At 70.9% G+C, this 25703-nt stretch carries 28 protein-coding genes; 20 read left to right on the top strand and 8 right to left on the bottom strand.

Annotated elements, in window-relative coordinates; all coding sequences use genetic code 11:
• Positions 1 to 15: 15 nt before the first annotated feature.
• A complete protein-coding gene (locus O1W71_RS05430) occupies positions 16 to 963 on the bottom strand; it encodes a hypothetical protein (protein WP_269266865.1) in 948 nt (315 codons plus the stop codon).
• Between the two features lie 200 nt (positions 964 to 1163).
• Between O1W71_RS05430 and O1W71_RS05425 the strand changes: the two genes are divergently transcribed.
• A complete protein-coding gene (locus O1W71_RS05425; protein ID WP_269266864.1) occupies positions 1164 to 2492 on the top strand; it encodes an aminotransferase class V-fold PLP-dependent enzyme in 1329 nt (442 codons plus the stop codon).
• The gene (gene sufU / locus O1W71_RS05420) at positions 2489 to 2947 is read left to right on the top strand and encodes a Fe-S cluster assembly sulfur transfer protein SufU (protein WP_023953189.1); all 459 of its coding nucleotides are present in this window, start codon (positions 2489 to 2491) and stop codon (positions 2945 to 2947) included. Before O1W71_RS05425 ends, sufU begins: the two co-directional genes overlap by 4 nt.
• A gap of 58 nt (positions 2948 to 3005) precedes the next feature.
• Here the strand turns inward: sufU and O1W71_RS05415 are convergent, their stop codons facing one another.
• From O1W71_RS05415 to O1W71_RS05395, 5 genes are all read right to left on the bottom strand, one after another.
• Positions 3006 to 4040, bottom strand: coding sequence for a DUF1266 domain-containing protein (locus O1W71_RS05415; RefSeq protein WP_269266863.1), 1035 nt, complete (start codon positions 4038 to 4040; stop codon positions 3006 to 3008).
• Positions 4041 to 4044: 4 nt separating this feature from the next.
• Entirely contained in the window at positions 4045 to 5022 is a 978-nt protein-coding gene (locus tag O1W71_RS05410) for an SRPBCC family protein (RefSeq protein WP_269266862.1), read from the bottom strand.
• Between the two features lie 56 nt (positions 5023 to 5078).
• Entirely contained in the window at positions 5079 to 5444 is a 366-nt protein-coding gene (locus tag O1W71_RS05405) for an ArsR/SmtB family transcription factor (protein ID WP_112615751.1), read from the bottom strand.
• 164 nt (positions 5445 to 5608) lie between these two features.
• On the bottom strand, positions 5609 to 5944 hold the full coding sequence (locus O1W71_RS05400; RefSeq protein WP_088379684.1) for a TraR/DksA family transcriptional regulator: 336 nt from the start codon (positions 5942 to 5944) through the stop codon (positions 5609 to 5611).
• 9 nt (positions 5945 to 5953) lie between these two features.
• Entirely contained in the window at positions 5954 to 6343 is a 390-nt protein-coding gene (locus O1W71_RS05395) for a hypothetical protein (protein WP_269266861.1), read from the bottom strand.
• Between the two features lie 126 nt (positions 6344 to 6469).
• On the opposite strand from O1W71_RS05395, the gene O1W71_RS05390 reads away from it, so the two are divergent.
• The 13 genes from O1W71_RS05390 to O1W71_RS05330 all read left to right on the top strand — a co-directional run bounded on the left by O1W71_RS05390 (position 6470) and on the right by O1W71_RS05330 (position 17964).
• Positions 6470 to 6685 carry a hypothetical protein gene (locus O1W71_RS05390; protein WP_269266860.1) on the top strand — a complete coding sequence of 72 codons (216 nt, stop codon included), beginning with the start codon at positions 6470 to 6472 and terminating at the stop codon, positions 6683 to 6685.
• 348 nt (positions 6686 to 7033) lie between these two features.
• A complete protein-coding gene (gene kdpF / locus O1W71_RS05385; protein WP_064955215.1) occupies positions 7034 to 7120 on the top strand; it encodes a K(+)-transporting ATPase subunit F in 87 nt (28 codons plus the stop codon).
• A 1-nt stretch (position 7121) separates the two neighbouring features.
• On the top strand, positions 7122 to 8804 hold the full coding sequence (gene kdpA, locus O1W71_RS05380) for a potassium-transporting ATPase subunit KdpA (RefSeq protein WP_269266859.1): 1683 nt from the start codon (positions 7122 to 7124) through the stop codon (positions 8802 to 8804).
• On the top strand, positions 8804 to 10981 hold the full coding sequence (gene kdpB, locus O1W71_RS05375; protein WP_269266858.1) for a potassium-transporting ATPase subunit KdpB: 2178 nt from the start codon (positions 8804 to 8806) through the stop codon (positions 10979 to 10981). The genes kdpA and kdpB overlap by 1 nt, the downstream gene beginning before the upstream one ends.
• A 21-nt stretch (positions 10982 to 11002) precedes the next feature.
• On the top strand, positions 11003 to 11611 hold the full coding sequence (gene kdpC, locus O1W71_RS05370; RefSeq protein WP_269266857.1) for a potassium-transporting ATPase subunit KdpC: 609 nt from the start codon (positions 11003 to 11005) through the stop codon (positions 11609 to 11611).
• Positions 11612 to 11750: 139 nt separating this feature from the next.
• The gene (locus O1W71_RS05365) at positions 11751 to 14270 is read left to right on the top strand and encodes a sensor histidine kinase (protein ID WP_269266856.1); all 2520 of its coding nucleotides are present in this window, start codon (positions 11751 to 11753) and stop codon (positions 14268 to 14270) included.
• Positions 14267 to 14941, top strand: a complete 675-nt coding sequence (locus O1W71_RS05360; RefSeq protein WP_112615739.1) for a response regulator — start codon at positions 14267 to 14269, stop codon at positions 14939 to 14941. Before O1W71_RS05365 ends, O1W71_RS05360 begins: the two co-directional genes overlap by 4 nt.
• A gap of 23 nt (positions 14942 to 14964) precedes the next feature.
• Complete coding sequence (locus tag O1W71_RS05355) at positions 14965 to 15465, top strand: GNAT family N-acetyltransferase (protein WP_269266855.1); 501 nt, start codon at positions 14965 to 14967, stop codon at positions 15463 to 15465.
• 26 nt (positions 15466 to 15491) lie between these two features.
• Positions 15492 to 15932 (top strand): VOC family protein, encoded by a 441-nt coding sequence (locus O1W71_RS05350; RefSeq protein ID WP_269266854.1) that lies wholly within the window; start codon positions 15492 to 15494, stop codon positions 15930 to 15932.
• A gap of 301 nt (positions 15933 to 16233) precedes the next feature.
• Positions 16234 to 16455 (top strand): hypothetical protein, encoded by a 222-nt coding sequence (locus O1W71_RS05345; protein ID WP_269266853.1) that lies wholly within the window; start codon positions 16234 to 16236, stop codon positions 16453 to 16455.
• Between the two features lie 75 nt (positions 16456 to 16530).
• Positions 16531 to 16740, top strand: coding sequence for a hypothetical protein (locus tag O1W71_RS05340; protein WP_269266852.1), 210 nt, complete (start codon positions 16531 to 16533; stop codon positions 16738 to 16740).
• Positions 16741 to 16968: 228 nt separating this feature from the next.
• Complete coding sequence (locus O1W71_RS05335) at positions 16969 to 17361, top strand: ester cyclase (RefSeq protein ID WP_269266851.1); 393 nt, start codon at positions 16969 to 16971, stop codon at positions 17359 to 17361.
• A gap of 15 nt (positions 17362 to 17376) precedes the next feature.
• Positions 17377 to 17964, top strand: coding sequence for a DUF1349 domain-containing protein (locus tag O1W71_RS05330; protein ID WP_269266850.1), 588 nt, complete (start codon positions 17377 to 17379; stop codon positions 17962 to 17964).
• Here the strand turns inward: O1W71_RS05330 and O1W71_RS05325 are convergent.
• Positions 17900 to 18550, bottom strand: coding sequence for a hypothetical protein (locus O1W71_RS05325; protein WP_269266849.1), 651 nt, complete (start codon positions 18548 to 18550; stop codon positions 17900 to 17902). The two genes, O1W71_RS05330 and O1W71_RS05325, sit on opposite strands and share 65 nt — an antisense overlap.
• 44 nt (positions 18551 to 18594) lie before the next feature.
• Between O1W71_RS05325 and O1W71_RS05320 the strand changes: the two genes are divergently transcribed.
• The 5 genes from O1W71_RS05320 to O1W71_RS05300 all read left to right on the top strand — a co-directional run bounded on the left by O1W71_RS05320 (position 18595) and on the right by O1W71_RS05300 (position 24692).
• Positions 18595 to 20352, top strand: a complete 1758-nt coding sequence (locus O1W71_RS05320; protein WP_269266848.1) for an alkaline phosphatase family protein — start codon at positions 18595 to 18597, stop codon at positions 20350 to 20352.
• A gap of 124 nt (positions 20353 to 20476) precedes the next feature.
• Positions 20477 to 22798 carry a phosphoribosylformylglycinamidine synthase subunit PurL gene (purL, locus tag O1W71_RS05315; RefSeq protein ID WP_269266847.1) on the top strand — a complete coding sequence of 774 codons (2322 nt, stop codon included), beginning with the start codon at positions 20477 to 20479 and terminating at the stop codon, positions 22796 to 22798.
• Positions 22799 to 22805: 7 nt separating this feature from the next.
• Positions 22806 to 22964 (top strand): hypothetical protein, encoded by a 159-nt coding sequence (locus tag O1W71_RS05310; RefSeq protein WP_269266846.1) that lies wholly within the window; start codon positions 22806 to 22808, stop codon positions 22962 to 22964.
• Positions 22965 to 23095: 131 nt separating this feature from the next.
• Positions 23096 to 23929: a hypothetical protein gene (locus tag O1W71_RS05305; RefSeq protein WP_269266845.1), complete on the top strand. Its 834-nt coding sequence runs from the start codon at positions 23096 to 23098 to the stop codon at positions 23927 to 23929.
• Between the two features lie 28 nt (positions 23930 to 23957).
• Complete coding sequence (locus O1W71_RS05300) at positions 23958 to 24692, top strand: hypothetical protein (protein ID WP_269266844.1); 735 nt, start codon at positions 23958 to 23960, stop codon at positions 24690 to 24692.
• A 52-nt stretch (positions 24693 to 24744) separates the two neighbouring features.
• Here the strand turns inward: O1W71_RS05300 and O1W71_RS05295 are convergent, their stop codons facing one another.
• Positions 24745 to 25656, bottom strand: coding sequence for a glycine betaine ABC transporter substrate-binding protein (locus tag O1W71_RS05295; protein ID WP_269266843.1), 912 nt, complete (start codon positions 25654 to 25656; stop codon positions 24745 to 24747).
• Between the last annotated feature and the right edge of the window lie 47 nt (positions 25657 to 25703).

The following is a 25703-nucleotide window of genomic DNA, read 5'->3' as shown; positions in this document are numbered from 1 at the left end:
CGGCGGATCAGGGGTTCAGGGGGCGAGGAGGAGGCGCTCGCGGCGGGAGAGGAGATCGGCGGTGCGCGCGGATACGGCATCCGCTCGCTGGGCGAGATAGTCGTTCAGCCCGCGCAGGCGCAGATCGAGGTCGGATGCCGCGGCCTGCGCGTCGGCGATGCGCTGACGCACCATGAAGTCGGAGATCACGTTGTCGAACAGCACGTCGAAGACGGCGAGCGACTCCGAGATCTGCACACCCGCGACCGGCGGCGCGTCGATGTCGGCGAGCTCGGTGGCGAGCGTCTCGAGGGCGCGGTTGACGGCCGCGAAAGCACGCGCGGAGCGTCCGATCCGGTCGTGCTTCATCCAGTCGGCGATCATGCCGCCGCCGAAGAACGTGTCGTAGGTCGACCAGCCTCCCGCGGCATCGAGGTCGCGCTGGGCGACGGCGAGCGCCTCCTGCGCCTGGCCGAGCGCGACCTGCGCCTCGGTGATCTCATGCGACTCGGCGCTGAGCTCGCCGGCCTTGGCGTCGAGTCGGGTGAGCTCGGCCGCGGCCTCCCGGCCGGCCACGCGCAGCTCTTCCTCACGCCGTCCGAGAGCAGCGGAGTAGGCGGCGTCCACGTCTCCCAGCGCGCCGATCTCGCCCTCGATGCGGGCGAGGTCAGCCCGGGCGTGCGCGAGTCGCTCGGTCGCGCCGTCGACGGCGTGCTCGGCCGCCTGCTGCTCCGCGCGTTCGACGGCGAGCTTGTCGTCGATGTCACCGCGGAGGAGGCCCCACACCTGCGCGGGCGAGAAGCGCTCGAGTCGACGGACGTCCGCTGTCTCGACCCGCAGCTTCTGCTGCAGATCGACGAGCTCGGTCTCGCGTTGCTCGACGAGGCGGCGCGCGGCGTCGGCGTGCACGGCCAGCTGGTCCCGCCGGGTGCGGTCGCGCGCCGCATCGTGCAGTCCGTTCGGGTCGGGAGTCGTGTCGCTCATGCCCCCATCGTGCCAGCGCTCCCCGTCCGGCGCCCCGGCCCTGCCGATGCCCCGGCTCTGCCGGCGCCCCGGCTCGAGTGCGCCCCGTCGCGGCGAGCGCGTACCCCGCACGGTGCGTTCTGGTGGCGGCGGTACGTTCTCGCCGCCAGACGGCCACCCGCGCCCGAGCTCGGGCCGGCGCGCGGGCGTAGCCTAGAGGGGTGAGCTCTCCCGTCGTTCCCGCCGCTTCGCCGCGCGTCAGTCCGCTCGACGCGGTGTCGTTGCGCGCCGACTTCCCGATCCTCTCGGAAAAGGTCAACGGGCACCGGCTGGTCTACCTCGACTCCGCCGCGACGAGCCAGAAGCCCACGGTGGTCCTCGACGCCGAACGCGACTTCCTCACGCACGCCAACTCCGCCGTTCACCGCGGCGCGCACACGCTCGCCGCAGAGGCGACCGATCTCTTCGAGGACGCCCGCGCCGCCGTGGCCGGGTTCGTCGGTGCCCAGCCCGAGCAGCTCGTCTGGACCAGCGGCGCGACGGCCGGCCTCAACCTCGTCGCCTACGCGATCGGCAACGCGACGCTCGGCCGCGGCGCGCCCGCATCCGCACCGTACGCGCTGGCACCCGGTGACGAGATCGTCACGACGGCGATCGAGCACCACGCCAACCTCATCCCGTGGCAGGAGCTCGCCGCCCGCACCGGCGCAGTGCTCCGCCACATCCCCGCACGCGCAGATGGCACGCTCGACCTGGATGCCGCGGCATCCATCATCGATGAACGCACCCGGATCGTCGCCTTCACCCACGTCTCGAACGTGCTCGGCATCGTCAACCCGGTCGCCGAGATCGTCGCCCTCGCGCAGGCGGTCGGCGCTACGACCGTGCTCGACGCGTGCCAGTCGGCCCCGCACCTGCCGCTCGACCTGCCGGCGCTCGGCGTCGACCTCGCTGTCTTCAGCGGTCACAAGATGCTCGGCCCCTACGCGATCGGCGGGCTCTACGGCCGCGCCGAGGTGCTCGACGCGCTGCCGCCGTTCCTCACCGGCGGATCGATGATCACCACCGTGACGCTCGACCACGCCGAGTACTTGCCGGCTCCCCAGAAGTTCGAGGCCGGAACGCAGGCGGTCGGACCCGCGATCGGTCTCGCCGCGGCCGTGCGCTACCTGCAGGACGTCGGACCCGAGAACATCCACGCGCACGAGGTCGCCCTGGCCGAGCGCATGGGCGCGGGCCTCCGCGAGATCGCCGGCGTCCGCCTGCTGGGCGACGCCCCGGGCGCGGAGCGCGTCGGCCTGTGGTCGTTCGACGTCGCCGGCGTGCACGCGCACGACGCGGGCCAGTTCCTCGATGCTCAGGGCATCGCGGTGCGGGTCGGCCACCACTGCGCCGCTCCGCTGCACCGGCAGTTCGGGATGACGGCATCCGTCCGCGCCTCGACGGCGCTGTACAACACCGAGGACGACGTCGACCTGTTCCTCGACGCGGTGCGCGGCATCCGCGGCTTCTTCGGCGTCAGCGATCAGGCCGAAGGGGCGCACGCATGACCGGGCTCGACTCCCTGTACCAGGAGCTCATCCTCGACCACTCGAAGCACCCGGTCGGCAACCCCCTCCACGACGTCGGCGATGCGGCGCACGCCGACTCGCACCAGAAGAACCCCGTGTGCGGCGACGAGATCACGCTGCGCGTCGCCGTCGACGGCGACCGCATCACCGAGGTGTCGTGGGAGGGCACGGGCTGCTCGATCTCGCAGGCCTCGGCCTCGATGCTCGCCTCGCTGGTCGAGGAAGAGGTCGAGGGCGACGGGATGACGCGGGCCGACGCGGCCGCCCTCATCGAACGCTTCCGCGAGGCGCTGCGCTCGCGCGGCAGCATCCCCCTGGACGAGGAGACGTTCGGCGATGCCGCGGCACTGTCGGGCGTCTCGAAGTTCTCGGCGCGCGTCAAGTGCGCGATGCTCGCCTGGGTCGCCCTCGAAGACGGGCTCGGCCGGGCCTGAGCCCCGGCTCACCGCGGATCGGCCGCAGAGGTCGGTCAGGCCGAGGGCCGAGCGCCGGTCAGGCCGAGGGCCAGGCGACGGATGCCGCGGGCCAGTCCGATCGCTGCAGTTCCGCGAGCGTCTCGCGCTGGCGCTGCACCGACTCGAGCGAATCCGTGCGGAACGCCGTCGCGATGACGACCTCGCGCCAGTACTCGTCGCGACCCTGGTACGTGGTGAACGCGCGCGTCGCCAACGGCTCGAGCAGCGCCCACGCCTCGTCGGCGGTCAGGTACCCCGCGACGTAGGCGTAGCGGACGCCGCCGATCGCGCGCTCGATGTCGGCCGCCAGCAGCAGCCGGGGCGCACGTCCCTCGTCTCCGCGAGCGAGATCGTGGATGTCGAAGACCGGCAGGTCGGTGAGCGCGGCGATGCGCGACATCATGTGCTCGGCCGCATCGCTCTGCGCGACCTCCGCGAATCGCGTCGAGAGCACGCCGCGGGCGAGCGTATCCGCGACGAGAAGCTCGGCGTCGGAGCGCGAGACGATCTTGAACTGCTCGTCGAGCGCAGCGCGGAGCTGCTGCATGCCCGGCAGCGGCATCGCGAACCAGGGTGATCCGTCGGCGCCGTCACGGTGCTTGGCGCGCAGGTCCTGCGGCAGCTCGGCGAACGTCGGCGTGAATGCGAGCGACGAGTTCCACCCGCGCATCGCGAAGTCGCTCGCGGCGTCGAGCGCCAGGATCTGCTGCTGCCGCGGCGTGAGCGGACTCCGCGCCGCGAGCGCGAGGTACTGCCGCTGCGCGTTGCGCGGAGCGCGGGCGTCGCGCACAGCGAGGACGATCGACGCGACGAGCAGGCCCGCGCACATCCCGAGGAAGAGACCGAACAGGTTGTTCCCGAAATCCTCGCTGCCCACCCACACGTACGACAGCACGAAGCCCAGGATGCCGATCGGCACCGCGATCGCCGTCACGGGGAGGGCCCGCTTGCGCATGGCGGTGGGGTCGGCCTTGCGCCGCGCGTCCAGCATCCGTGTGTACCGCCGCCGAGGGCGGACGGGGAACTCCACGTCGCCGGGATGGTTCTGGAGGGCGATCACGGGTTCCGTCACCCCATCATTTTGACAGCACCTCCGCCTCGAGGCGGGCGTAGGAGTCCTCCATGCCGTCGGCCATGCCGGTGGCGAGGACCGTGTCGCGCGTCTCCTTGTCGGGATACTCGATGAGGAGCGTGAGCAGGGTGGCGCCGTCCTCTTCGTAGAGCTGGAGGTCGTTGACCGTGCCGGGCCCCTCGACTCCCGACATCCGCTCGGTCGTGACCTCGCGGCGCGGCGCGTCGAGCTGCAGCAATTCGCCCTCGAACCCGAACGCCGTCTCGGGGGCGCCCTCCTGCTCCCACGCGTACCGGAACGTCCCGCCCACCTCGGTGGCGGGCTCGGCGACCGTCATCGACCAGCCGTCGGGACCCAGCATCCACTTCTTCAGCAGCTCGGTCTCATGGTGCGCGCGCCAGACGAGCTCACGCGGACCGTCGATGAACCGGGTGATGCGCACATGCGTGTCGTCGAGCAGTTCGACGCGCGTGCCCTGCCCCTGCGCGTACGCGCGGAGGTCTTGCACGACCGCGTCGAGCTGGCCCATGGCGAGGCGCGAGCCCTCGATGGCGCCCATCGCGATGACCTGCTCGAGCCCCTCAGCGGACGTGAAGTAGGTGACGTTCGTCAGGCGCGAGCCGGTCTCGGTCGTCTCGAACGAGAACAGCATGCGCATCGCGGGGAACTGCTCCATCGGCTCGCCGTTCTCGTCGGCGAACGCGTCGAGCACCTCGAAGCTGCGGCCCTCGTCGATCGCGATGAACTCCCACGTGCCGCGCGACTTCTCGCCCTGCGGGCTCGACATGGCGTACTGCGCGCGTCCGCCCGGCGTGAAGTCGAACCGCGTGAAGGTCGCGGGCCAGCCGGGAGGGCCCCAGAAGCGCTCGAGCTGCGCGGGCTGCGTGAACGCGCGCCAGAGGCGGTCGACGGGCGCGGCGACATCCGCCACGAGCGTCATCGTGAGGTTCTCGGCATCGGTGGTGATGTCGGTGACGGGCATCGGATTCTCCTTCGAACGGATGGTGCGCGTGGGGTGGGTGTGCGGGTCTGCGGGGGTCAGTCTTCGGGCTCGGCGAGCAGGGCGTCGAGGCGATCGACGCGGGCACGCCAGAGGTCTTCGTAGCGGGCGAGCAGGGCCCGCGCGCGGGCGATCATGGCGGGGTCGGCGCGGACGAGGCGCTCGCGCCCCTCCGCCCGCTTGACGATGAGGCCGGCCGTCTCGAGGACGCCGACGTGCTTCTGCACCGCGGCGAACGACATGTCGTAGTCGGCCGCGAGCGCCGACACCGACTGCTCGTGCTCGATCGTGCGGCGGAGGATGTCGCGACGCGTCGCCGTCGCGAGCGCGTGGAAGAGACGGTCGATGTCGTCATCGCTCAGCTCGCTCCGCTCACTCGCCCGGGGATCGTTTCGTGCAACCATTTGGTTGTACGTTAGGGCTCGGGGCGGTGGGTGTCAACACCCGCGGCGGAACGAATCTCGGAGATCGGCGCGAAACCCGGACCGGGATGCCGCATCCGCCCGAATCTCGCGCGATTCTCCGAGGTTCGGCCGGATGCGGGCGGCGTGAACAGCTACGGGCGCGGCTAGCGCGAAGCGCAGGCGACGCACATCGTCGCGTGGGGGCGGACCTCGAGGCGCTCGACCGGGATGTCGCGGCCGCAGCTTGCGCACACACCGTAGGTGCCTGCGGCGACGCGGGCGAGGGAGACCTCGACCTCGGCGAGCTCTGCCCGCGCGGCTCGACGTAGAGCCTCAACCCGCTGCCACTCCCCCGACAGCGTCGACCCCTCGGGGTCGTGCTCGTCGTCGGCGGTGGCGTCGGCGCGGTCGTGACGAAGGCTGTCGTCGTCGGCATCCAGCCGGTCGAGCTGCACGGTGAGCTCACGCTTGCGCTCGTGCAGTCGCGCTTCCGGGTCCATCCCGCGACCCTACGCCCGCAGCAGGTCGTCGTGGCGACGCGGCTCGCGCCCCCTGTCTCTCACGACGAGACCGGCCAGGATAACGGTCACAGCGAGCGCATGGAGGGCGATGATCGACGGCCCGAAACTCGGCGCAACGAACACCGACTCCCCGGTGGGGGCCGTGTAGCGGCATCCGACGCCGAGGGGGAAGAGCTGCCACGCGCCGTGGACCCCGATGGACTCGGGAATGACGGACGGGTCGAAAACCACGCGTTCATCCCGAGCATCGACGCAGGCGCCGCTCGGCCCGTCATTGATGCCGGCGGGAATCGCGGCCAGCAGGGCCCCAGCCCACATCACCGCGGCCACGAAGGCGAACAACAGCTTCAGCGCGCGGGTGCCGGTCCGGGTCGTCATGCGGGAACCCTACCGATGGACCCCGCGCGGTACGGGCCCGGCCCCTTCGGCCACACGAGTCGCTACGTCAAGCCGGTGACATGGTCGGCCGGATCGGCGCACGCTGGGAGTGGAAGGGAGAACGACATGACCGAACACCACGACAACGAGGCCGAGCACGCCGACGACGGCGCCCAGCACGCCCCCGACGAGAACCCCTCGACGGAGGAGCTCGAAGAGCCCAGCGTCGCGAAGGAGCCGGGCGAAGAGCCCAAGGCTCCGGAGCAGAAGGACGAGGAGCCGAGCCACCACGCCGTCGGCATTGGGGTCATCGACGACGAGTCCTCGCCGCTCGCACCCTGACCCCCGCCCCCTGGTCCGGCCGGGAGGCCCGGGCTTGCGATACATCTGCAGGACCGGTGGTGCTGGTGTCGTCTTGGCGCACGTCGGAGGCGACACCAGCACCGGCCGTCCGACGGATGTATCGCCACCGGGCGCCGAGCCGGCGTCGAACCGGCGCCGAACCGGCACCAAAACCGTGAGGGCGGCGTGAGGAGCGGGCGCGGGGCCGTATGGATTCCGTGAGGACAGCGGGCGCGGCATCCGGCGGGGTGTTGCATCGGATCTCGTGCTCGACCTCATCTATCTCGCCGCGATCCTCGCGCTCTTCGCCGTCGCCGGCCTCATCGCCCGGGGGGTCGAGAAGCTGTGATGGTCTTCTCGCTCCTCGCGGCGGTGCTGGCCGTCGCCGCCATCGTCTACCTCGTCGTCGCCCTCGTGCGGCCCGAACGGTTCTGACGTGGATGCCGCGCAGATCGGGTTCGCGTCGCTGCAGATCGCGACCCTCGTCCTCATCCTCGTCCTGCTGTACCGGCCCGTCGGCGACTACATCGCCCGCGTCTACACGTCGCCGCGCGACCTCGCCGCCGAACGGGGCGTCTACCGCCTGATCGGCGTCGATCCACGCGCCGAGCAGACCTGGCAGGCCTACGCCCGCGGCGTGCTGCTGTTCTCGCTCGTCGGCGTCGTGATCGTCTACGGACTGCAGCGCCTCCAGCCGATCCTGCCGTTCAGCCTTGACCTGCCCGCACCGAGCGAGCACCTCGCATTCAACACCGCCATCTCGTTCGTGGCCAACACGAACTGGCAGTCGTACTCCCCCGACACGACGCTCGGCTACACCGTGCAGTTCGCGGGTCTGGCCGTGCAGAACTTCGTCTCGGCCGCGGTCGGCATGGCCGTCGCCATCGCCCTCGTCCGCGGCTTCGCGTATCGCCGCTCGGGGACGATCGGCAACTTCTGGGTCGACCTCGTGCGCGGGCTCGGCCGCATCCTCCTCCCGATGGCGATCGTCGCGGCCGTCGTGCTGCTCGCGGGCGGCGTGATCCAGAACTTCGCGGGCTTCACCGACGTGCAGACGATCGCCGGCGGGGCGCAGTCGATCCCCGGCGGACCGGTCGCCAGCCAGGAGGCCATCAAGCTGCTCGGCACGAACGGCGGCGGGTTCTTCAACGCGAACTCCGCCCACCCGTTCGAGAACCCGACGCCGTGGACCAACCTGTTCGAGACACTGCTGCTGCTCGTCATCCCGTTCGCCATGCCGCGCGCCTTCGGCCGGATCGTCGGCGACGATCGCCAGGGCTACGCGATCGTCGCGGTCATGGGCGGGATCTTCCTCGCCTCGATCGCCCTCGGCTCGTGGGCCGAGGCGTCCGGCGGCGGCACGGCGACGCAGCTCGCCGGCGCTGCGATGGAGGGCAAGGAGACCCGGTTCGGCGTCGCCGCGTCGGCGCTGTTCGGCGGCGCTTCGACGCTCACCTCGACCGGCGCGGTCAACGCGATGCACGACAGCTTCACACCGCTCGGCGGCATGATGCCGATGCTCAACATGATGCTCGGCGAGATCGCTCCCGGCGGCGTCGGTTCAGGGCTGTACGGGATGCTGGTGCTCGCGATCCTCGCCGTTTTCGTCGGCGGCCTGCTGATCGGACGCACGCCCGAATACCTCGGCAAGAAGATCGGGCCGCGCGAGATCAAGCTCGCGAGCCTGTACATCCTCGTGACGCCGACGCTCGTGCTCGCGGGAACGGCGCTGAGCTTCGCGATCCCGGCCGTGCGCGCCGACGTCGAGGGCACCTCGATCTGGAACCCGGGCGTCCACGGCCTGAGCGAAGTGCTCTACGCGTTCACCTCCGCGGCGAACAACAACGGCTCGGCCTTCGCCGGCCTCACCGCCAACACTCCGTGGCTCAACACGGCACTCGGCGTCGCGATGCTGCTCGGCCGGTTCATCCCGATCGTGTTCGTGCTCGCCCTCGCCGGATCGCTCGCCGCTCAAGACACGGTGCCGTCGAGCGCCGGCACGCTCCCGACGCATCGTCCGCAGTTCGCGGGCCTGCTCGCCGGCGTCGTCGTCATCATCACCGCGCTCACCTACTTCCCGGTCCTCACCCTGGGCCCCCTCGCCGAAGGACTCTCCTGATGTCTGCCCCTCTGACCGAAACCCGGCCCTCATCCGGCCCGTCGTCCGCGGACCCGGACGCCAGCCCGGCACCGCGCCGGCGCAGCGCGTTCAGCCTCGAGCAGGTCGGTGCCGCCCTCCCCGGCGCGGTCCGCAAGCTCAACCCCGCCGCCCAGTGGCGGAACCCCGTCATGTTCCTCGTCTGGGTCGGCGCGGCCCTGACGACGGCGATCGCGATCGCGGAGCCGTTCCTCGGCGGTCCCGAGACCTCGGGCGGCACGGCGGTTCCCGCCGGGTTCACCTGGGGCATCGCGGTCTGGCTGTGGCTCACCGTGTTCTTCGCGAACGTGGCGGAGTCCGTCGCCGAGGGCCGCGGCAAGGCGCAGGCCCAGGCGCTGCGCAAGACCCGCACGACGACGACCGCGCGCCGGGTGGTCTCATACGACGAGCGGACGGATGCCGCGGCCCGCGGCTCCGCGACCGAGGAGGTGCCCTCGGCCGACCTGCGGCTCGGGGATGTCGTGCTCGTCGAGGCCGGTGAGCTCATCCCGGGCGACGGCGACATCGTCGACGGCATCGCGACGGTCGACGAGTCGGCCATCACGGGCGAGTCGGCTCCCGTCGTCCGCGAGTCCGGCGGCGACCGCAGCGCCGTCACGGGCGGCACCCGGGTGCTCTCCGACCGCATCGTCGTAAGGATCACGTCGAAGCCCGGCGAGACCTTCGTCGACCGGATGATCGCCCTCGTCGAGGGCGCTGCGCGTCAGCGGACGCCCAACGAGATCGCCCTCAACATCCTGCTCGCGAGCCTGTCGATCGTCTTCGTCGTGGTCGTGCTGGCGATGAACCCCATCGCGTCGTACAGCGCCTCGCCCGTCAGCATCCCGGTGCTCGTCGCGCTGCTCGTCTGCCTGATCCCGACCACGATCGGCGCGCTGCTGTCGGCCATCGGCATCGCGGGCATGGACCGTCTCGTGCAGCGGAACGTCCTGGCCATGTCGGGCCGCGCGGTCGAGGCGGCCGGCGACGTGACGACGCTGCTGCTCGACAAGACCGGCACGATCACCTACGGCAACCGCCGCGCGTCGGAGTTCGTCGCGATGACCGGCGTCGACGGCGCCGAGCTCGCCCGCGCGGCATCCCTGTCGTCGCTGTCCGACCCGACGCCCGAAGGCACCTCGGTCGTCGAGCTCGCCGCCTCGAAGCACGTCGTGGCCGAGCTGCCGCGCGACGCCGTGGCGGTCGCCTTCACGGCGCAGACCCGCATGAGCGGCGTCGACCTGCCCGACGGCACACAGGTGCGCAAGGGCGCGTCGGGGTCGGTGCTCGCCTGGCTCGACGCATCGGCGCGACCGGTCTCGGCCGAGGCCCGCGCCGAGCTGCTGCACCACGCCGACGCGATCGCGCAGTCCGGCGGCACGCCGCTCGCCGTCGCGACCCTCGACCCATCCGGTGCCGGGACGCTGCTCGGGGTCATCCACCTGAAGGATGTCGTCAAGGACGGGCTGCGCGAGCGCTTCGACGAGCTGCGCTCGATGGGCATCCGCACCGTCATGATCACCGGCGACAACGCGCTGACCGCTGCCGCGATCGCGAGAGAGGCGGGTGTCGACGACTTCCTCGCCGAGGCGACGCCCGAAGACAAGCTCGCCCTGATCCGCAAGGAGCAGGAGGGGGGTCACCTCGTCGCGATGACCGGCGACGGCACGAACGACGCTCCCGCCCTGGCGCAGGCCGACGTCGGCGTGGCGATGAACACGGGCACGTCGGCGGCGAAGGAGGCCGGCAACATGGTCGACCTCGACTCGGACCCGACGAAGCTCATCGACATCGTCCGCATCGGAAAGCAGCTGCTCATCACGCGCGGCGCCCTGACGACGTTCTCGCTCGCGAACGACATCGCCAAGTACTTCGCGATCATCCCCGCGATGTTCATGGGGGTGTTCCCGGGGCTCGCGGCGCTCAACGTCATGCAGCTGTCGTCGCCGGCCTCCGCTGTCACGAGCGCGATCGTGTTCAACGCGATCGTCATCATCGTGCTCATCCCGCTCGCGCTGCGCGGCGTGAAGTATCGCGCGGCGAGCGCCTCGTCGATCCTGAGCCGCAACCTCGTCGTGTACGGGCTCGGCGGCGTCATCGCACCCTTCGTCGGCATCAAGCTGATCGACCTCGTCGTCAGCCTCATCCCGGGCTTCTGAGCCCCCTCCTGGAGACCTGTCATGTCCACCGCCCGCGCCTCGCTGCGCACCTCCGCCGTCGCCGTCCGCGCGATGAGCGTCCTCACCCTCGTCCTCGGAGTCGGATACACCCTGCTGATCTCGCTCGTCGGCCTCGCGCTGCCGGCGCAGGCGAACGGCTCACTGTTGCGCGACGCCGAGGGCCAGCTCGTCGGCTCGTCGCTCATCGGCCAGTCGTTCACGGATGCCGACGGCGCAGCGCTGCCGCAGTACTTCCAGTCACGCCCCTCGGCGGCCGGCGACGGCTACGACGCGGCCGCCTCGAGCGGGTCGAACCTCGGGCCGAACAACGCGGACCTCGTCGCCGCGATCGAGGAGCGGCGCACGGCGATCGCCGATCGCGAGGGCGTCGACGTCTCGAATGTCCCCGCTGACGCCGTCACCGCCTCGGCGTCGGGCCTCGACCCGCACATCTCGCCGGCGTACGCCGAGCTGCAGGTCGCCCGCGTCGCCGCGGAACGCGGGCTGTCGGATGTCGAGGTGCGCGATCTCGTCGCCGCGCACACGGCCGGCCGCGACCTCGGGTTCCTCGGCGAGCCACGGGTGAACGTCGTCGAGCTGAACCTGGCACTGGACGGTCTCGCGCGATGACCTTCGCCCGGACACGGATGCAAGGGATGCGGGGCGGCGCGCCGAGGCAAGACGCCTTTCGGCGGGGTGTCGGGCCCAATCCCTTGCATCGCGGCCCGCAGGAGCGGGCGGGCCGGGCGGGGAGAACTAGGGTGATGCCGTGAAGCGGGGACGGCTGCGGGTGCTGCTGGGTGCGGCGCCGGGCGTGGGCAAGACCTACGAGATGCTCGAGGAGGGCCGCCGGCTTCAGGATGCCGGGGTCGACGTCGTCGTCGCGATCGTCGAGACCCACGGCCGCGCCGCGACCGCCGCGATGACCGCGGGCCTGCCGATCGTTCCGCGCCGCCGCCTCGAGCACCGCGGCGTCACGCTCGACGAGATGGACCTCGAGGCCGTGCTCGCCCGCGCCCCGCGCGTCGCCCTCGTCGACGAGCTCGCCCACACCAACGTCGGCGGGTCACGCAACGAGAAGCGCTGGCAGGACGTCGAGGAGCTCCGAGATGCCGGCATCGACGTCATCACGACCGTCAACGTCCAGCACATCGAATCGCTCGGCGACGTCGTCGAGCAGATCACCGGCGTCGCGCAGCGCGAGACGGTGCCGGATGCCGTCGTGCGCTCGGCCGACCCGATCGAGCTGGTCGACCTCGCGCCGCCGTCGCTGCGTGACCGCCTCGCTGCCGGCCTCGTCTACCCCGCAGAGCGCATCGACGCCGCCCTGTCGAACTACTTCCGGCTCGGCAACCTGACCGCGCTCCGCGAACTGGCACTGCTCTGGCTCGCGGACGAGGTCGACAGCGCCCTGCAGGACTACCGCGCCGAGCACGGCATCCGGGGCACGTGGCAGGCGCGCGAGCGCGTCGTGGTCGCGCTGACCGGCGGACCCGAGGGCGAGACGCTCATCCGGCGCGGGGCCCGCATCGTCGACCGGTCGGCCGGCGGCGAGCTGCTGGCCGTCCACGTGTCGGGCCAGGACGGGCTGCGCACCGCCGACCCGGCGGCCCTCGCCGCTCAGCGAGCTCTCGTCGAATCGCTCGGCGGCAGCTACCACCAGGTCGTCGGCGACGACATCCCCGCCGCCCTCGTCGAGTTCGCGCGGTCGGTCAACGCGTCGCAGCTCGTCGTCGGCGTCAGCCGTCGCGGCCGGCTCGCTGCGGCCCTCAGCGGTCCGGGCATCGGCGCCACCGTCATCCGCGAGTCGGGCGATATCGACGTGCACGTCGTGACGCACGCCGCCGCCGGCGGCCGCTTCACCCTGCCCCGTGTCGCCGGCGGCGCTCTCAGCGTGCGGCGCCGGATCCTCGGTTTCGTCGTCGCGCTGACCGGCGGTCCGCTGCTCACGTGGCTGCTCGTCGCGCTGCGGAGCCCCGAGTCGATCACGAGCGACGTGCTCGCGTACCAGCTGCTCGTCGTCGTGGTCGCGCTCGTCGGCGGACTGTGGCCGGCCGTCTTCGCCGCGGTGATGTCCGGGGTGACGCTCGACTTCTTCTTCGTGGCTCCGCTGTACACCGTCACGGTCTCCGATCCGCTGCACGCGTGGGCGCTGATCCTGTACGTCGTCATCGCGCTCCTCGTGAGCGTCATCGTCGACCGCGCCGCCCGGGGCACGCGGTCGGCCCGGCGAGCAGCCGCCGAGGCCGAGCTGCTTGCGGCGGTCGCCGGCAGCGTGCTGCGGGGCGATGGCTCGATTCCGGCCCTCGTCGCGCGGGCGCGCGAGGCCTTCGGGATGTCGGGTGCGCGCTTGGTCGCGTCGGACGGGACCGTGATCGCCGCCGACGGCGAGCCCGTGCGCGACGACCGCCACCTGCGCGTCGACGTCGGACGCGAGGCCGTGCTCGAGCTCCACGGCAGCGAGTCGGAGCAGCTCGACGGCTCGGAACGCCGGCTGCTGGATGTCGTCGTCGCGCAGCTCGCCGCCGCGCTCGAGCAGGCCGACCTGCAGCGGGCGGCGAGCTCGGCGTCGGTGCTCGCCGAGACCGACCGGGTACGCAGCGCCCTCCTCTCGGCGGCGAGCCATGACCTGCGGCGACCTCTCGCCGCCGCCGTTGCGGCGCTCGGGGGACTCCGCGCGGCCGGCCCCGCACTCGACGACGCCGACCGCGACGAGCTGCTCGCGACCGCCGACGAAAGCCTCGGCACGCTGACCTCGCTCGTGACCGACCTGCTCGATGTGAGCCGCATCGAGGCCGGCGCCCTCGCCGTCGCCCTGCGACCGGTCGACACCGCCGATGCCGTGCTCGCCGCCGTCGACGAGCTCGGTCTCGGGCCCGCTGCGGTCGAGCTGGCGCTGGACGAGGCGATCGAGCCGGTGCTCGCCGATCCGGTGCTGTTGCAGCGGGTGCTGGTCAACGTGCTGGCCAACGCCCACCGCCATTCGCCTGCCGGAACGCCGGTGCGCATCAGCACGAGCTCGCTGGGCGGGCAGGCCCAGGTCCGCGTGATCGACCACGGACCCGGCATCCCGCCCGAGCGTCACGGCGACGTGTTCACGCCCTTTCAGCGGCTCGGCGACACCGACAACACGACCGGACTCGGGCTCGGGCTCGCGCTGTCGAAGGGTTTCACCGAGGGGATGCGGGGCCAGCTCGTGCCCGAGCAGACCCCCGGCGGCGGCCTCACCATGGTGATCGAGCTGCCCCTGGCATCGGCGGCGGCGCAAGAGGGCAGGATCGAGGGGTGAAGGTCCTCCTCGCCGACGACGACCCGCAGCTCGTGCGGGCGCTGCGCATCACGCTCGCGGCCCACGGGTACGACGTCGTGGCGGCCGCCGACGGGGCGGCGGCGATCGCCGCGGCCGCGTCCGAGCATCCCGATGTGATCGTGCTCGACCTGGGGATGCCGCGCCTCGACGGCGTCGCCGTGATCGAGGCCGTGAGGGGATGGAGCGCCGTGCCGATCATCGTCGTCTCGGGGCGCACCGGGTCGGCAGACAAGGTGGCGGCGCTCGACGCCGGGGCTGACGACTACGTCACCAAGCCCTTCCAGATCGACGAGCTGCTCGCGAGACTGCGCGCGCTGACCCGGCGGGCCGGCGGTGCCGCATCCGTCGCCGTCGTGCGGTTCGCCGATGTCGAGATCGACCGGGCCGCCAAGACCGTGACGCGCGGCGGCGAGCGCGTGCACCTCACGCCGACGGAGTGGCGGATGCTCGACTTCCTCGCCCGAACCCCCGGGGCACTCGTGACCCGGCAGGACCTGCTGAAGGAGCTGTGGGGCACCGAGCAGGTCAACGACACCGGGTACCTGCGCCTCTACGTCTCGCAGCTGCGGAAGAAGCTCGAGGCCGATCCCGCGCATCCCGAGCACCTGCTCACCGAATCCGGCATGGGCTACCGGCTCATCGTCGACTGAACGCCGCTCGATACGATCGGGCCGTGCCGCTCGACATCCGCCAGCCCAGCCCCGGCGAGCTGGACCTCCTCGAAGACATCGAGAACGACGCCGACGCGCTGCTGCGTGATCTGCTCGACCCGCCCACCTGGTGGCCGGCGCCGACCGGGGCGTCACGCGCTGCAGAACCGGGATTCCTGCTCGTCGCCCACGTCGGTGACGGGGTGGTCGCGGGGTTCGTCCATGTGCTCGAGCTCGAGGGTCATGCCCACCTCGAACAGCTATCGGTGTCGCCCGAGCACGCTCGCCGCGGGTACGGCCGCAAGCTCGTCGAGGCGGCGATGGCGTACGCGCGCGACCGCGGCCACGATCGGATGTCGCTCCGCACCTTCGCCGACGTGCCCTGGAACGCCCCGTTCTACGAGCGCCTCGGCTTCGCGGTGACCGACCCGCGTTCGGAGTTCGAGCTCATGCTCGTCGAGACTGAGGAGCGCATCGGCCTCGACGCCCTTGGCCCGCGCGTGCAGATGAACGCGAAGCTGTAGATCGCTTCTGTATGAGACTGGGAGCCATGGCAGGTTTCCATCACGTCGAGCTCTGGGTCAGCGACATCGAGAGCGCACGCTCCGACTGGGGCTGGCTGCTCCGGCGGGTCGGCTTCGACCTCGAGAGCACGTGGCCGCAGGGCGAGTCGTGGGCGGGGGGCGGGGCCTACTTGACGCTCACCACCTCGCCGAACACGGTCGGCACCGAGCACGACCGTCGGCGCCCGGGGCTGAACCACTTGGCCTTCCACGGCGGCTCCCCCGCCGAGGTCGACGCGATCATGGCCGACGCCCCGACCGCAGGCTGGATGCCGCTGTACCAGGAGCGGTACCCGCACGCCGGCGGCCCGCAGCACTACGCGGGCTGGCTCGAGAACGCGGCGGGCTTCAAGGTCGAGGTCGTCGCGACAGGGACCAGCTTCGTCGCGGAGATGAACCAGCACGCAGGCATCTCCTCGTCGCTGTGACCACGCCAGCCTGATCGGGGCTGCCCGGCGGGCACTGCCCGAGGGATGCCGCCGTGTCAAGCCACTGGGGAACCGCTTCTCACCTCTTCTAGCTTCGGCCCCACAGGACGGCATCCATCAGGTCCTGCGGGTTCGAGGCCTGGAGGACGACATAAGCAGTACCGCTCGCGCGCGACCGACGACGGTCGGCGCCACACGGCCGGGGCGCATCCGGCAGAAGTACAACAAGCGCGAAGCGCTCGCGGGCTACCTCTTCCTGACGCCGTGGATCATCGGATTCCTCGTCTTCACCGTCGGGGCGATGATCTACAGCCTGTACATCTCGTTCAGCAGCTACAACCTCGCCACGAACTCGTCACGCCCCATCGGCTTCGACAACTACGCCCGGCTCTTCGAAGACCCACGTGTGGCCGTATCGCTGGCCAACACGCTGTTCTACGCCGTCATGGCCGTGCCGCTCGAGATCATGGACGCACAGGATGCCGCCATGCGGGCGTACGAGAACGCCACAGCGGCGCGCTGAGAAGTACGCAGCCACCGCTCCGAAGAAATATCGACGTATCGCGTCACGTTCCGCGTCGAACGGCGTCTCACATGCATGACCACCATGATGATCGCCGACGAACCGAAACGCGGACGCCCCACCCGCGGCGCATCGCCCAGCACGCCCGTGACCGTGCGCCTCACGCGTGAGGAGCGCGACGCCGCCGTTCGCCGTGGTTGGGAAGAGGGGATGGTTCTGTCCGAGACGATCCGCGCGGCTCTCCTGTACTGGATGTCAGCACCCCGCGACGAGCCTCGCCCCTGACCCCATGCACACGACACCGTCGGACGAACCGAGACGCGGACGCCCCAGACGTGGCGATTCGGCGAGCATCCCGGTCACCGTGCGTCTGACACCCGAGGAACGGGATGCCGTCGTCACGCGCGGCTGGCAGGAGGGCCTGGTTCTGTCGGAAGCGATCCGCTCAGCACTTCTCCACTGGGTCTCCTCGCCTCCCTCGGACAAGCCGTAGCCTCGCACGATAATGGGCGGATGGAGCCGTGGGAGATGCACGCCTGGTACGCCGATTACCTGGAAGCCTGCAACCGCCACGACCTCGACGCCATTCGCTCGTTCATCGACCCGAACGTCCGGCGAGCGCACCTGCCGGGCGGAGCCGACGCCTGGATGACCGACGTCGTCGAGGTGCTCGATGCCTTTCCCGATTGGCAGGTGCGCCGCATCCAGCTCGTCGTGGAGGACGACCGCATCGCCGCGCATGTGCGCGCCAGCGGCACGCACACCGGCCCGTTCCGCGGTATCCGGCCCACCCGACGCCACGTCAATGTCGCGGAGTTCGGATTCCTGCGGCTGACGGGAGGGCGAATCACCGATTTCGCCGGCACCACCGACCACGCCGCCCTGCTGGCCCAGCTGCGCGACTGACCCGAGAGGAATCGCATGACCGACATCGACTGGTCCGCGGGCTCGTGGACGAACGAGCCCGCCGAGACGGTGCTCGACGGCGACGACCTGTTCGTCACGGCACGCGAGGGGAGCGATGCCTGGCGCGTGACGTCGTATGGGTTCGTCCACGACGACGAACACGCTCTGCTCGCTCCGATGCAGCCCGACACCGCCGTCGAAGTCGCATTCGTGCTCGACTTCGCCGCGCAGTTCGATCAGGCGGGCGTCTTCCTGCGCGTCGACGACGAGACGTGGATCAAGGCCGGGATCGAGCACAGCGACGGCGCCGACAGTCTGGGCGCGGTGGTGACCCGCGGGATGTCGGACTGGTCGCTCTCCCCCGTTGCCGACTGGGCTGGTCGCGTCGTCACCGTGCGCGCGAGCAGGTCGGGCGACGCCGTCACGATCAGGGCCCGCGTCGACGAGGAGGACTGGCGGCTCGTCCGGGTGGCGCCGCTCGATCCTCGGGCGGAGGTCACCGCCGGACCGTTCTGCTGCGCGCCCACGCGCGCCGGGCTCACGGTTCGGTTCGTGTCATGGCGGAGCGTGGCCGCCGACGCGTCGCTGCATCCCGACCACTGAACCGCCGACGCGCCCACCGGTCGACGCCCGCCGCCGCCCACACCGCGGCCAACCCTCCGACGACGACGATGCCCTGCATCGCCAGCGCGTAGCCGCCGCTCGTGACGTTCGCCTCGACCAGCCGCGGACCGACGATGGGCGGCACGAGCGAGACGACGACGACGACCCACGACAGCGGATGCCGCCCCCGCGCGATCACCCAGCCGCCCACCCCGGCGAGCAGCGCGATGAACCCCTGGTTGAGCACGACCTCCCACAGCGGGTCGAGGTGTGCGAGGTGGCCCGCACCGCGCAGCAACCCGAAGGTGGCCCACAGGAACAGCGCGACGCACGCGACGGTCACGCCGCCCACGCGACGCATGGCCGAGGTGGGCAGCAGGGCGAACGCGACGACGAGGGTCGCGACCACGAGCACGAACTGGAGCGTGTCGACGTACGGCATGTCGTTGGTGATGGTGCCGGCGTACATCTCGGCTTGCACGATCGCGGAGAAGTCGGAAGCGACGGCGAGGTAGGTCGCGAACATCGCCGCGACGATCGCGGCACCGTACCGGGCTCCTCGATCGAAACGCAGGCCGTCGTCCATGGTGTGAGAGTAGCCTGATCGCCGAGGACCGAGGGAGGGGACCCATGGCCGACGCGGATGGCGATGAGACCGACGCCTCCTGGGCCAGCCGACGCCCGTCGCGCCGCGACTTCCTCCGCCGCGCGGGCCTGGGAGCCGCGGGCCTCGCGATCGGGGGCTCAGCCGGTGCCGCGGTGACGGCGGCGATGACCGCGCACCCGCCCGAGTTCGCGCCCCTCGCGGCGCGCAGCGTTGCCGGGTTCGACCACGTCGTGGTGCTCATGTTCGAGAACCGCAGCTTCGACAACCTGCTCGGCCACCTCTACACGGCCGATGAGAAGAGCGCGGCCGAGTTCGACGGCATCCTGCAGGGCGACTACGCCAACACCGCACCCGACGGCACGGCCGTGCCCGCGCACGTATACACGGGCGCGACCGACCACATCATGCAGCAGCCGCAGCCCGACCCCGGCGAGACCTACCCCCATGTCAACACCCAGCTGTTCGGGACGATCGACCCGCCCGCCAACGCCGACATAGCCCGCAACGGACTGCAGCCGCCGTACAACGCGCCCCGCGCGGGGAGCGCGCCGCGCAACGACGGGTTCGTGCACGACTACATCGTCAACTACCGCCTCGCGAAGAAGCGCGAGCCCACGGCCGACGAGTACGCCACCGCGATGGGCGGCTTCTCGCCCGAGATGCTGCCGGTGGTGTCGACCCTCGCCCGCGAGTTCGCGGTCTACGACCGCTGGTTCGCCGGGGTGCCGTCGCAGACGTTCTGCAACCGCAGCTTCTTCCACGCCTCGACCTCGCACGGCTACGTCGTCAACCACACCGGCGACAACTACGACAAGTGGATCGACGCCCCCGCGGCACCCACGATCTTCAACCGGCTCGAAGACGCCGGCCTGTCGTGGCGCGTCTACTACGACGCGACGCAGCTCGTCTCGCTCACCGGCATGCTCCACGCGCCTGTGCTCGAGCGCTACTGGAAGACGAACTTCCGCGTCATGGAGCAGTTCTACGAGGATGCCGCGAACGGCGAGCTGCCCGACTACGCGTTCATCGAGCCGCGCATGGTCTTCAACCACAACGACATGCATCCGCCGTGGGGCGCGACCCGCGAGGGTGAGCTCGAGCTGCCCGACGGCAGCCGCATCCGCATCGCCAACAGCGCCGACAGCGATGTCCGCGCCGGCGACAAGCTCGCGCAGGACGTCTACGACGCGATCCGCACGAGTGCGTCGACCTCCGGCTCGAACGCCATGAACACCGCGCTCGTCATCACCTTCGACGAGCACGGCGGCACCTTCGATCACGTCGCCCCACCGTCGGCAGCGCCGCCCGACGCGAGCGGTCCCGGCGAGATGGGATTCACCTTCGACCGCCTCGGTCTGCGGGTGCCGGCCATCGTGGTGAGCGCGTACACCGCGGCCGGAACCGTGATCCACGACGAGATGCACCACGGCTCGGTGACCAACACCCTGTGCCGGCTGCACGGAGTGCGGCCGCTCAACGTCCGCGACGAGACCGCCAACCCGATCTTCAACGCGGTCAACCTCACGACGCCGCGCCAGCCCTACACCTGGCCTCAACCGCAGTCGCTGTACGTGCCGCCCAATCCCGAGAAGGGCACGGCCAAGGCCCCCGACGAGAAGCACCACAAGCGCCCGCTCACCCCGCCGGCGCGCGGGCTGCTCGGGCTCCTGGCCGCCCGATTCGATCCCGGCAGCACCTTGCCCTCCACATACGGCGAGGCCTACGACGCCCTGGTCGAGCACGGCACCGGCCTCTTCGGCGCGTACAACGCGCCCTCCTGAGCGTCGACTCGCCAGAAAGCGCGGGTACCGGACCGCCCGCATCCGCATTTCCGGGCGACTCGACGGTTCCTCCCGCCAACTAGACTGATCGCGTCCGGCATCCCGAGTCCTGGAGTCCAGCCGCGTGAGCACCCCTGTCGCAGATACCGTCGAGAACGCCACCGCCACTCCGGAGCGTGAGCAGCCCTACGGAGCCCTGGGCCTCAAGCCCGACGAATACGCGAAGATCCGCGAGATCCTCGGCCGCCGCCCCACCTCGGGCGAGCTGGCGATGTACTCGGTCATGTGGAGCGAGCACTGCTCCTATAAGTCGAGCAAGAACTACCTGCGCCGCTTCGGCCAGAAGGTCTCCGACGAGATGAAGACCCGCCTCATGGTGGGCATGGGCCAGAACGCGGGCGTCGTCGACGTCGGCGAGGGCTGGGCGGTGACCTTCAAGGTCGAGTCGCACAACCACCCGAGCTACATCGAGCCGTTCCAGGGCGCCGCGACCGGTGTCGGCGGCATCGTCCGCGACATCATCTCGATGGGCGCGCGTCCCGTCGCCGTCATGGACCAGCTGCGCTTCGGCGCCATCGACCACCCCGACACCGCTCGCGTGGTGCACGGCGTCGTGAGCGGCATCTCGTTCTACGGCAACTGCCTGGGCCTGCCGAACATCGGCGGCGAGACGGTCTTCGACTCGGTCTACCAGGGCAACCCGCTCGTCAACGCCCTCGCGGTGGGCGTCATGCGCCACGAGGACATCAAGCTGGCCAACGCCACCGGCGCCGGCAACAAGGTCGTGCTGTTCGGCGCGCGCACGGGCGGCGACGGCATCGGCGGCGCCTCGATCCTGGCCTCCGACACCTTCGCCGACGGCGGACCCACCAAGCGCCCCGCCGTGCAGGTCGGTGACCCGTTCGCCGAGAAGGTGCTGATCGAGTGCTGCCTCGAGCTGTACGCGGGCGAACTCGTCGAGGCGATCCAGGACCTCGGCGCCGCGGGCATCTCGTGCGCCACGAGCGAGCTCGCCGCGAACGGCGGCTCGGGTATGCGCGTCGACCTCGAGAACGTGCTGCTGCGCGACCCCTCGCTCACGCCCGAGGAGATCCTCATGAGCGAGAGCCAGGAGCGCATGATGGCGATCGTCGCCCCCGACAAGCTCGATGCGTTCCTCGCCGTCGTCGGCAAGTGGGATGTCGAGACGAGCGTGCTCGGCGAGGTGACCGGCGACGGCCGCCTGCAGATCTTCTGGCACGGCGAGCAGATCGTCGACGTCGACCCCTCGACCGTCGCGGTCGACGGCCCGGTCTACGACCGCCCGGTCGCCTACCCGACCTGGATCGACGACCTGCAGGCCGACTCGGCGGCATCCCTGCCCCGCGCCACCGACGGCGACGCGCTGCGCGAACAGTTCCTCCAGCTCGTGGCGAGCCCGAACCTCGCCGACACGTCGTGGATCACCAACCAGTACGACTACTACGTGCTGGGCAACACCGCCCTGAGCTTCCCCGACGACGCCGGCATGATCCGCGTCGACGAAGAGTCGGGCCTCGGCTTCGCGATCGCGACCGACTGCAACGGCCGCTACTGCCAGCTCGACCCGTACGCCGGCGCCCAGCTCGCCCTCGCCGAGGCGTACCGCAACGTCGCCGTCACCGGCGCGAACCCCACCGCCGTCACCGACTGCCTCAACTTCGGCAGCCCCGAGAACCCCGAGGTGATGTGGCAGTTCGGTCAGGCCGTCGACGGCCTCTCCGACGCCTGCCTCGAGCTCGGCGTGCCCGTCACGGGCGGCAACGTCTCGTTCTACAACCAGACCGGCGACCAGCCGATCTTCCCGACCCCGGTGGTCGGTGTGCTCGGCATCGTCGACGATGTCGCCCGCCGCATCCCGTCGGGCTGGCAGGACGCCGGCGAGAACATCTACCTGCTCGGCACGACCGCCGAGGAGCTCGACGGCTCGGCGTGGGCCGACACCGTCCACGGCCACCTCGGCGGACGGCCCCCGAAGGTCGACCTCGCCGCCGAGAAGCGTCTGGCCGGCCTCATCCAGGCCGCCTCGCAGCAGGGACTCATCTCGGCCGCGCACGACCTGTCGGCCGGTGGCCTCGGCCAAGCCCTCGCCGAAGCGACGACCCGCTTCGGCGTCGGCGCGCGCGTCTGGCTCAGCGAGATCGTCGAGCGCGACGGCGTCGACGTCGTGACCGCGCTGTTCAGCGAGTCGACCGGCCGCGTGATCGTGTCGGTGCCACGCGAGGAGGACGTCAAGTTCCGCGGGCTCTGCGAGGGCCGCAACTACCCCGTCATCCGCATCGGCGTGACGGATGCCGCCGAGGGCGTCGAGTCCGTGCTCGACGTCCAGGGTCTGTTCTCGGTGCCCGTCGCCGAGATCCGCGCCACGTCGCGCGCGACGCTGCCCGCCGCCTTCGGCGAGATCGTCGACGAGGTGCCGACGTCATGAGCGCGTCATGAGCGCGCGCGACCTGACGCCGCAGGGCGAAGACGACGAGTACGCCGGTTTCGCCAGGGGACGATCGCGTCGCATGCGCGTGACCGCGTGGGTCGCGATCATCTCGCTCATCCTCGTCGGCGGCGGCTCGACCGTCTTCGCGCTCCTCTTCGGCTGATACATCCGCAGGACTTGTGGGGCTGGTCTGGCCTCACAGCCGGTTCGACCGCGCACCAGCACCACCGATCCGACAGGTGTATCCCCAGCCGGCACGAAGACTGGACGTGGCGATGTGCGTAGGCTGAAGGGGTGGATCCGATCCTCATGCTCGCGGCCGAGTGGTGGTGGATCGCGCCGGCGGGAGCCAGCGCGGGCGCCCTCGGCTGGGCCGGCCTGCGCCGGGGACGACCGTCGCAGCGTCGCCTCGAGCTCGATGCCGCGCAGCTCGACCTGCGCCGGGCGCAACAGGCTGTGACGCACGCTCGCGCGCAGCTGAAGGTGGCCCGCGCGGAACTGATGCGCGCCCAGGCCGAGAAGGCCACGCCGCGCGCCACCGCCGGAGCAGTGCCCGAGGCCCGACGCCGCCTGCACATCGCCGAGCGTCAGGCACGGGCCGCCGTGGCCGAGCTGAAGGCGCGGCGTGCGGGCGTGCAGGCGGCGCGTGCGATGATGCCGAGCTCGCGCAAGGAGATCGAACGGATGCCGCTGGTCCGGCTGATGGCCGAGCACGACGCACTCCTGGCACGGTGGATGGACTACGAGACCGACGCCGCGAAGGCGATCGGCTTTCCGATGATGCTCGATGCCCGCTGGCCGCCGATGGACCTCTTCCTTCGCGAGCACCAGCAGGCGTCGTGGCTTCGACCGGCTTCGCGCGACGTTCGCATGGCCCCGGCCGATTACAGCGCCTATCGCGAGGCGGTCCGCCGCGCGACTCACGCCTTCGACGCGGCAGAGCGCGCCGCCCGGCAGGGCACGCCGCGCGAGCTACCCGAGCCCGACGACCGTCCGGCCGATTGGGCGGAGGTCGCGCAGGACCTTCTCGACAACGCCCAGCGCGCCATCACCCGGTCGACCGAGATGTGGAACCGGATGCGGCGCGATCGCCCCGACCGCCCCCGGCGTCCCTCATCACCCGAGTGACACAGCGCCCCGGGGCTAGCATGGCGGTGTGGATGGATTCTGGTCCGGACTGTGGCAGTTCGCCGGCAACTACTGGTGGCTGATCTTCATCATCGGACCCGCAGCCGGCGGCGCGGCGAAGGCTCTCGAACAGTCCGCGCGGCGACGGCACAAGCGCCGTCTCGAGATCATCCGCGCCAAGGCCGAGGCGAAGAGCATCATGCGCTCCGGTGCCGTCCGAGCCGGCGACGCGTCGCCGGTCGCCGCGGATGACGAACAGCTGAGCACCGGCGCTCGCCTGCAACAGCTCTTCGACGCCCATGACGACCTGACGCACCGCTGGCTCGAGTACGAACTCGATGTCGCGAAGCTCATCGCCTTCCCGGCCATGAGCGACGGACGGCAACCGCTCACCGCCGCGTTCCTGCGCGCGAAGAAGGTCGCTGACGGCCTGCGCCCACCGACGACGTCGGCGCGCATCGGTTCCGCCGACCTGACGGCCTACCGCGATGCGCTCACCGACGCCGAGGTCGCCTTCGACGTCGCGGAACGCGACGCCCGCCGTCAGCGCGATCGGGCCTTCAGCGAGCCGGAGCGCCGCCGACTCGACACGGCCAAGCGTCTGCTCAACGTCGCGGTGGACGAAGCTGCCACGCCCGCCGAGCGCCGAACGGCGTACGAGCGCGTGCGAGCCGAGCTCGACGGGCTCATCGCGGTGTCGGATGCCGCGATGGAGCGTCTGGCCGAGAAAGCTGCCCTGCAGCTGCCGCCGACGGCATCCTGACGCACGAAACCCCCGGGGAGGCCCCGGGGGTTTCGTTGTCCGTCAGACGGGATCAGCTGGTCTGCAGACCGTCGACCTTGCTGCCGTACTCCTCGAGCCAGGCGGTGATCGCCTCGGCTTCCTTGCCCTCGCCGTACTGGTTGACGACCATGTCCTCGAGCGCTGCGTACTGCTCGTCGTCCAGCTTGATCTTTCCGATCAGCTCGGCCGCCTCGGGGTGCTCGTCGGCGAAGCCGGACGTGGCGAGGAAGTGCAGCGCCTCGGTGTTGCCCATCGCACCGCGCGGGTCTTCGAGGTCCTTGAGGCCGTAGCGCTCGTTGGCCCAGAACGGACGCCACGAGGTCACGACGATGTCGCGCTGCGCCGCGATCGCGGTATCGAGCTCGGTGAGCATCGCCGCGGTCGACGAGGTGACGAGCTCGTACGTGCCGTCGAGGCCGTACTCGGGGATCATCGACTCCTGCGTCTGCTTGGTCAGACCCGCGCCCGGCTCGATGCCGTAGATCTGGCCGCCGAAGCGGTCGGCGTTGGCGGCGAGGTCCTCGATCGAGGTGATGTCGACGTACTCGGGCACCGCGATCGTGAGCTTGGCGTTGTCGTAGTACGCGCCGAGGTCGTCGATCTGGTCGCCGTAGCGCTCCATGTACGAGGCGTGGGTGAGCTCGGGCCAGGCCGACGGGTAGATGTCGACGTCGCCCTGCGCGAGACCGGCGTAGAGCGGGCCCGCCTCGGTGAGCTCCTGCATCTCGACGGTGTAGCCGAGCTGCTCGAGCTGGTTCTCGAGCAGGTACGCGGTGCTGAGGCCGTCGGTCCACGAGGGCAGGTAGCCCAGCGTGATGGTTCCCTTGCTGTCGCCGTTCTCGCCAGAGCCGCCTTCGGCCTGGTTACCGCTCGCGCAGCCGGCCAGGGCGAGGGATGCCGCGGCGCCGAGCGCCACGATCCCGGTGAGGTGTCGCTTGTTCATCGTGTGCCTTCCGTATGGATTCATTTCGTTCCGTATGGGTGGTGCAG

It is taken from the genome of Microbacterium sp. H37-C3 (assembly GCF_027157935.1).
Lineage (GTDB): Bacteria > Actinomycetota > Actinomycetes > Actinomycetales > Microbacteriaceae > Microbacterium > Microbacterium plantarum.
This window is presented reverse-complemented; position numbering and strand designations above follow the sequence as displayed.